This is a genomic window from Streptomyces sp. NRRL WC-3549, assembly GCF_000721935.1.
GTDB lineage: Bacteria > Actinomycetota > Actinomycetes > Streptomycetales > Streptomycetaceae > Streptomyces.
Window position 1 is genome coordinate 150,927 of sequence record NZ_KL585381.1, and the last position, 7,699, is coordinate 158,625.

Consider the following 7,699-nt stretch of genomic DNA (forward strand, 5'->3'; position numbering starts at 1 on the left):
AGAGATGTGTATAAGAGACAGGTGCCGACCGGAAGAGGAGATTCGGGGGCCACGCCGACAGGGCGTCGGTGGCCGCTACCGTGGCGTCATGGACAGACCGGGGAGGGCCGAACTGGAGGCCATGATCGAAGAGGCGACGGTGGACGCCTACGGCGAGGACGAGCAGAGGACCGGTCTGTTCACCATGCTTGAGGAGCATCTGGACGTGCCCTTCACCACCACGGTTCTCGGTGGCGAGGTGACAGTGCGCGGCGTCGACCTCACGCCCGACGGCAGGATCCTCGCTGTCTGCGCGCGTGGCCGTGCCCGGCAGCTGATCGGCATCCTGGAACTGCCGTTGCCCGCCCCCGCGCCCGAAGGCGCGGAGTGGATCGAGGCGCTGCGTCACCGGGCCGGCTGAGGCCGGGCCTTCCTCACTTCACTCGGAACCGGTTCGCACGAAGGGGCTTGACGTGGCTGACGCCGTACAGAGCGTGGGTGGCCCCTCGCTCACCGACCTCATTGAGCGCAGCGCCGAGTTGAAGGGGGAACTGGTCGCTTTCGCTCAGAGCGCTCGCTTCGACCGATGGTTGACGCCTCTCCTGCTGGCAGCCGCAGGGCCCGCGCGGCAGCTGGACGAGGGTGAGGCGATCCGGATCACCGACCACTTCGTCCTGCGGTACCGGTTGCCGGACGGGTCGACCGTGGTGGGCCGGTTCGTCGCCGGACGGAAGGACTTGACCGCGGCCGAGCGGGAGATGCTGCTCGGCTGGCGTGACCCGGTCGAGGGCATTTTCGAGGTCCTGCGCAAGGACGGGGACGCCGTCGTCCTGCTGAACCTGATCGACGACCTGGAGTACCACACGTACTCGAACGTCGGGCGGACCGCGTTCCGCGGAGTGTCCGAGGGAGGATTCCTCCACACCTGCCTGGTACCCGTCCACTCGGCCGGCGGGGCGTGGCTGGTGTCCGGGGCGATGTCGTACTACCCCGGGTCCCGCGCCGCCGACATCGCACAGGCGGCGCTTGAACTGGCCACCGACCGGCCCGAGCTGGTCTTCCGCAACCCCCGGAAGACCGAGGAGGGATGGCGGCGGATGCGGGAGGACCGGGCCGCGTTCGTCGAGTTCTGCGGCGGCGACGAGTTGATCCTTCCGCCTGCCGAAGCCGAAGACCTCCTCAACGCCTACTACCGCGCCCGCCAGGAGGCCGCCGTCGCCGCGCAGCCCGGACGTCGTGCCCGGCGTCGTCGGGTCCCTGGACCGGACCTGCCCTCCTTCGCCTTCCCGAGGGAACTGGCGGAATCGGACACCATCGGTGTCATCCACGACCAGGTCGACGGGCTCAACTTCTACGCCGACTACGGGATGCTGCAGGATCTCTTCGCGGACCCCGCACGCACCGGCCGCAGGCGGCACCAGGAGCTGCTGCGCACGTACCTGCGCGAGGAGACGATCGCGCCGTTGCCGATCCGCCGTCTGGCCGCCGCCCACCCGGAGACGGCTGACGTGGTGTTCCGGAAGCTGCTGCGGAAACCTGGATTCGTCTGGAGTGAGCACGGTGAGGCGCTGCTGCGTCGACGCAAGCCCTGGTACTACGAGAGCGAGCCCCGTCCGGGCGTCTCGGTCATCAGCGACCGCCTCAGCAAGCTCGCCGCCGGCCGCGGTGGCCGCCTCGGAGCGCCGGCACGTTAACAGGTCACGTACGTACCCTTTCGCCACGCCCCGCCCCGCCCCGCCCCGCCCCGGCAAGACCCGAGGCACCGGCGTCTCCCCGCGCGCCGAGACGCTGGAGGCAATCCGCGCACGAGCCGGCGGACAAGGCGTCTCCTCCTACATCGAGGAGGCCGTACAGCGGCAGCTCCGGCGCGGGGCCATCGATGAGTACATCGCCGCCGCCGGAGCGGAGCACGGCCCTGCCGAGGAGCCGGCCGAGGCCGAACGTATCCGCGCCCACCACGCTGCCCACCGTGGCGGCTCCGCTCCAGTTGACGCCGCATGAGCGGAAGTCTCCTTCGCCGTCGAGCCGATCTGGGCGCCCCCGTCGGCCCTTCCTGCACCCTGACGCGTTTCCGCCGGCCAACGCGTGATGCGCGAAAAGGGCTCGCCCGAGGTGGCGCGGGCGCCCGGGCAAAGGCGCTCGGTCGCCGCCGCGGCGGCGGTGAGGGTGGGCAGGGCGCCGTACCAGGGGCCGTCGCGGAAGGTGCGCCCGAGACGCGGAACATCCCTGGCTGCGGTCGGCGGGCATCGCGCTCGGACGCACCGGGATCGTCCTGTACCGGCCCGTCCGCGGCTCCGATTCCGCGGCGGACGGCCCGGTGTTCGAACAGATCGCCACCGAGGCCCTGGCTCGGTTCGGCCGGCAGCCCGGGTCCCGTCGCCCGCCCTCAGCCCTCGGCATATGCCAGGGTCATGTACCGCAGCTCAGGGGCCCGCACTCTCAGATGTGCGCCCCTCTGCACGACCGTGCGACCTGGTACGGGAGAATGGCGGTGTGACCTCAGCTATCGACTCGCCTCTGCCTGCCGTGACCCGGCTGATCGCCACCGACCTGGACGGCACTCTGCTGCGTGACGACAAGACCCTGTCGGACCGGACCATCGCCGCCCTCGCGGCCGCCGAGGACGCCGGGATCGAGGTCTTCTTCGTCACCGGACGGCCGGCCCGCTGGATGGACGTCGTCAGCGACCATGTGCACGGCCACGGCATGGCGATCTGTGCGAACGGCGCGGCCGTCGCGGACCTGCACGCGGACGGACGGCTGGTCGAGGTGCGCCCCCTGGAGCGGACCGCGGCCCTGGAAGTGGTCCGGATCCTGCGCGACGCCGCTCCGGAGACGTCGTTCGCCGTCGAACTGACCACGGGCATCCACTACGAGCCCTCCTACCCGCCGTTCCACCTGGATCCCGGTGCCACCGTGGCGATCGCGGAGAAGCTGCTCCGCGAGGAACAGCCGGACTCCGGCGCACCGGTCCTGAAGGTGCTCGCCCACCACCCCGAACTCACCCCCGACAGCTTCCTCACACTGGCCCGTGAGGCGGCCGGGGGCCTCGCCTCGGTCACCCGTTCCAGCCCCACGGCGCTGCTGGAGATCAGCGGCCCCGGCGTCTCCAAGGCCGGCACGCTCGCCGCCTGCTGCGCCGAGCGCGGCATCGACCGGGCCGAGGTGGTCGCCTTCGGCGACATGCCCAACGACGTGGAGATGCTGGGCTGGGCGGGGACGTCGTTCGCGATGGGCAACGCCCACCCGGCCGCCGTGGAGGCCGCCTCCGGCGTCACCCTGACGAACAACGAGGACGGCGTGGCGGTCGTCATCGAGCGGATCCTCGCCAACCTCTGAGGCCGGCCGCCGGCCGCGCGTCGGAGGGACACCCGCCGAACGCGTCAGAGGGGTACCTGCCAGAACACGGTCGTTCCCCGGCCGTCCTCACCCGCCCCGGGGCCGAACCAGCTCGCCCCGCCCAGTGACTCCGCGCGGCGGGCCAGGTTGCGCAGCCCGCTGCGCCGCCCGCTCTCCGGGATCCCCACCCCGTCGTCCGCGACGGACAGCCGCACCGCGTCCCGCCCGTCCGGCAGGACCGCGGTGGCGTCGACGGTCACCTCGACCCGCGAGGCCCGCGCGTGGCGGAAGGCGTTGGACAACGCCTCCCGCAGCGCGGCGATCAGGTTCTTGGCCGCGAGTTCCCCGACGAGCGAGTCGACCGGCCCCAGAAAGCGGTGCGACGGCTTGAAACCGAGGGGCACCGCCGCCATACCGATCTCCCGCATCACCCGCGTCCGCAGCCTGCCAGGCGCCTCCGCGGGCTCCTGCTGCAGGGCGAAGACGGCCGTGCGGATCTCCTGGATGGTCACGTCCAGTTCCCCGACAGCACGACCGACACCCTCCCGGACCGCGGGCACCGCGGACCGCTGCTGCGCCTGTTCGAGCATCATCCCGGTGCTGAAGAGACGCTGGATGACCAGGTCGTGCAGGTCCCGTGCGATCCGGTCGCGGTCCTCGTAGACGGCGAGGCGCTCCCGGTCCCGCTGCGCCTCGGCCATCATCAGCGCGAGCGCCGCCTGTGCGGCGAACTGGGTGGCCAGCAGCCGTTCCGCCTCGCTGTAGGGCCGGTCCCCCTTCGCCCTCGGGATGGCGAGCGCGCCGAGCACCCGTCCGCCGATGCTCAGCGGCAGCAGCATGTGCGGTCCGAACCGGTCGGCGAGGTGGGTGATCACACGGCTGTCGGTGGCCGCGTCGTCCATGAAGACCGGCTCGCCCCTCAGCAGCGCGGCCACCACCGGGCTCCGGGGTGTGACGATCACTCCCAGGGACGGGTCCGGGTCGTCCGACGCGACGGCGACGACCTCCAGGCCGCCTTCCTCGGCCGGCAGCAGCACGACGCCCGCGGCGGAGTCGGCGAGGCGGCGGGCCCGCTCGGCGACGACCGTGAGCGCCTCGTCGGCGTCCCCACCCGACAGAAGGGCCGTGGTGACGGCCACCGACCCGTCGATCCACCGTTCGCGCTGCCGGGCCGCCTCGTACGCCCTCGCATGGCCGATGGCGATCCCCGCCTCCGTGGCGAGCACCTGCAGCAGGTGGCGGTCGTCATCCCCGAAGGGCTCGCCGCCGGCCTTCTCGGCCACGTACAGGTTGCCGAAGAGGGCACCCTGGACATGGACCGGCACCCCCAGGAACGTACGCATCCGCGGGTGCGCGGCCGGGAAGCCGGCGAACCGCGGGTCGCCCGTCAGGTCCGCCCGCGTGACGGGAACCGGATCGCGGACGAGCGCGCCCAGCAGACCGGTACGGCCGTCGGGCCGGCGTCCGATCGCGGCGGCGGCTTCCTCCGGCACCCCGTGGGTCACGAAGTCGGAGAGCCCCTCGCCGGACTCGTCGACGACACCGATCGCCGCGTAGCGGGCGCGGGTGAGCTCCGCGGCGGTCCCGCAGATGCGGTCGAGGGTGGAGTGGAGTTCCAGTCCGGTGCCGACCGACCGTGTGGCCTCCAGCAGCTCGGGAACGCGCGCGGTGAGCTCGGCGGAGAGCCCCCGCAGGCCTCCGGTGGGCCGCGTCGCGGCTTCGGGCGAGTCCTTCGGGTCCTGCTCGGCCATGGACCGAGCCTAATGAGCGCCGATCCGTCCGGAAAGTCGGATCCGAGGCGGTACGCGAGTGCCGGGCTCCCCCGATCGCGGTCCCGAGGCCGCCTCGTGAGACTCCTCTACACCCCGGCCGCCACCGCCCCGTGCCGTTCGCGCTCCAGCATCCCGCGCAGCGGCCCGTCCGCCGCGGCCAGTTCCGCGTAGGACCCTCGCTGCACGACCCGGCCCCCGTCGAGCACCAGGATCTCGTCGACGGCGTCCAGTCCGGCCAGCCGATGGGTGATCAGCACGGTCGTCCGTCCCCGGGTGGCGTCCAGCAGGTCCGCGGTCAGCGCGTCGGCCGTCGTCAGGTCGAGGTGTTCCGCCGGCTCGTCGAGGACCAGCACGGGGAAGTCGGCGAGGAGCGCGCGCGCGAGCGCGAGCCGTTGGCGCTGACCGCCCGAGAGCCGGGCCCCGTGTTCGCCCACCAGGGTGTCGATGCCCTCCGGCAGCGACCGCACCCAGTCCAGCAGCCGGGCACGGGCCAGGGCGTCGTTCAGTTCGTCGTGCGTCGCACCGGTCCGTGCGAGCCGCAGGTTCTCCCGGAGAGAACTGTCGAAGACGTGCGCGTCCTGCGCGCACAGTCCGACGAACGTCCGGACCGTGTCGCCGTCCAGTGCGGAGGCGTCCACACCCCCGAGGCGGTACGTCCCCTCCTTCGGGTCCAGGAAGCGCAGCAGGACCTGCGCGAGGGTGGTCTTCCCCGAGCCGGAGGGTCCCACCACCGCCACACGGCGTCCCGGGGCCAGCGTCAGGTCGACGGATTCCAGGGCATCACGCTCCGCGCCCTGGTACCGCGCGGACAGGCCCCGTACGACCAGCGGGAACGGTGAGGCGGGAGCCTCGGCCGGCACGTCGGGTTCCCGCACCGGCAGCGGGGCGTCCAGCACCTCGTGGACCCGTGCCGCGCTCCGCCCGATCCTCTGGCGGTACTGCACGGCGAGCGGCAGCCCGTTCACCGCTTCGAACGCCGCGAGCGGGGTGAGGACGATGACGGCGAGCTCCACACCGGCCAGCCGTCCGTCGTGCACCGCGGGAAGACCGACGAGCGCCGCCCCCACGACGGTCAGGCCGCAGATCAGTACGGACAGCCCGGCGCCGAGGGCGGTCGCCGTCGCGGCGCGCGAGGCGATCACGGTGAGGACCGTGTCGGCCGCCCGCGCCTGCCGCCTGCGCCCGGGCAGCGCACCGGCGACCGTCAGCTCGGCCGTCCCGGCGAGCAGGTCGGCGACCCGCACCGCGAGAGCCGACCGGGCGGGGGCCAGCCTGCGCTCCGCGTGCCGCGCACAGGCGCCGCTCACCAGCGGCACGCCGACCCCCGCGAGGACCAGCCCGGCAGCCAGCACGGCCCCCGCCTCCGGGAGCAGCCAGCCGGTGAAGCCCACGGCCCCCACCCCGACCACCAGCGCGGTCCCGACGGGCAGCAGCCACCGCAGCCAGTAGTCCTGGAGGGCGTCGACATCGAAGACCAGCCGCGACAGCAGGTCTCCGCGCCGCGCCGTACGCAGACCGGCGGGCGCGACGCGTTCGAGCCCGCGGTAGACCGAGACCCTGAGTGCGGCGAGCGTCCTGAGCACCGCGTCGTGGGACACCAGCCGCTCCGCGTACCGGAACACCGCCCGGCCCAGGCCGAAGGCCCTGGTCGCGGTGACCGCCACCATGAGGTACAGCACCGGAGGCTGCTCGGACGCACGTGAGATCAGCCAGCCGGAGACCGCCATGAGGCCGACGGACGAGCCGACGGCGAGGCTCCCCAGCAGCAGCGCCAGAGCCAGCTTCCCGCGCTCCGCACGGGCGGCCGCCCGCACCCGGGCGAACACCCTGCCGCCGCCCCGGAAGGACGCCCCTCCCGGCAGAGCGGGCTCTTCCGGGGCAGGCGTTGCGGGGCCGCTCCGGCCGTCCGGCGCCCGGCCGGCCCCGACGAGCCCCTCGTCCCCCTCCGGCCTGCCGTCCGGCTGTGGCTCCAGCGCCACCACCCGGTCCGCGACCGCGAGCAGCGCCGGGCGGTGGACCACCAGCAGCACGGTCCGCCCCTCGGCCAGGCGTCGTACCGCGTCGACGATGCCGGCCTCCGTCTCGCCGTCCAGGCTCGCCGTCGGCTCGTCCAGGAGCAGCAGCGGCCGGTCGGCGAGGAACGCGCGCGCCAGTGCGATCCGTTGCCGCTGGCCTGCGGAGAGACCGGCGCCGTCCTCCCCCAGCAGCGTGCGCGCCCCCTCCGCGAGCGCGGCCACGAAGTCGTACGCCCCCGCTTCCCGCAGGGCCCTCTCCACCGCGTCGTCCTCCGCGTCGGGGCGCGCCAGCCGTACGTTCTCCGCGATCGTCCCGGCGAAGAGGTGAGGGCGCTGGGGCACCCAGGCGATCTGCTCGCGCCAGCGCTCCGGTGACAGGTCCGCCAGGTCGGCCCCACCGACCTGTACGCGCCCCTCGTCGGGCCGGGTGAAGCCGAGCACCACGTCGAGGAGCGTGGACTTGCCGACGCCGCTCGGGCCGACCAGGGCGACCGTCTCCCCCGGCTCCACCACCAGGCAGGCCGCGTCCAGCGACGGTTCGGTACGCCCCGGGTGCCGGACGGTCACCCCCTCCAGTACCAGCCGCAGCGAGGC

General features: G+C 73.4%; 5 protein-coding genes. 3 read left to right on the plus strand and 2 right to left on the minus strand.

Annotated elements, in window-relative coordinates:
• The 3 genes from IH13_RS0100950 to IH13_RS0100965 all read left to right on the plus strand — a co-directional run.
• Window positions 1–400 (plus strand): hypothetical protein (locus IH13_RS0100950; RefSeq protein WP_324605156.1); only part of this gene is annotated, 400 nt, incomplete at its 5' end.
• Window positions 401–452: 52 nt separating this feature from the next.
• Window positions 453–1,673 (plus strand): hypothetical protein, encoded by a 1,221-nt coding sequence (locus IH13_RS0100955; RefSeq protein ID WP_031080165.1) that lies wholly within the window; start codon window positions 453–455, stop codon window positions 1,671–1,673.
• 799 nt (window positions 1,674–2,472) lie between these two features.
• The gene (locus IH13_RS0100965; RefSeq protein ID WP_031080169.1) at window positions 2,473–3,318 is read left to right on the plus strand and encodes a Cof-type HAD-IIB family hydrolase; all 846 of its coding nucleotides are present in this window, start codon (window positions 2,473–2,475) and stop codon (window positions 3,316–3,318) included.
• Between the two features lie 44 nt (window positions 3,319–3,362).
• Here the strand turns inward: IH13_RS0100965 and IH13_RS0100970 are convergent, their stop codons facing one another.
• Window positions 3,363–5,069, minus strand: a complete 1,707-nt coding sequence (locus IH13_RS0100970) for a sensor histidine kinase (protein ID WP_031080171.1) — start codon at window positions 5,067–5,069, stop codon at window positions 3,363–3,365.
• A 107-nt stretch (window positions 5,070–5,176) separates the two neighbouring features.
• The coding region (gene cydC / locus IH13_RS0100975; protein WP_037840644.1) for a thiol reductant ABC exporter subunit CydC at window positions 5,177–7,699 on the minus strand (2,523 nt) is incomplete at its 5' end.

Bases quoted from the DNA above. Each gene is read 5' to 3' on its own strand.
- IH13_RS0100970 (WP_031080171.1), bottom strand. From the start codon at position 5,069: ATGGCCGAGCAGGACCCGAAGGACTCGCCCGAAGCCGCGACGCGGCCC.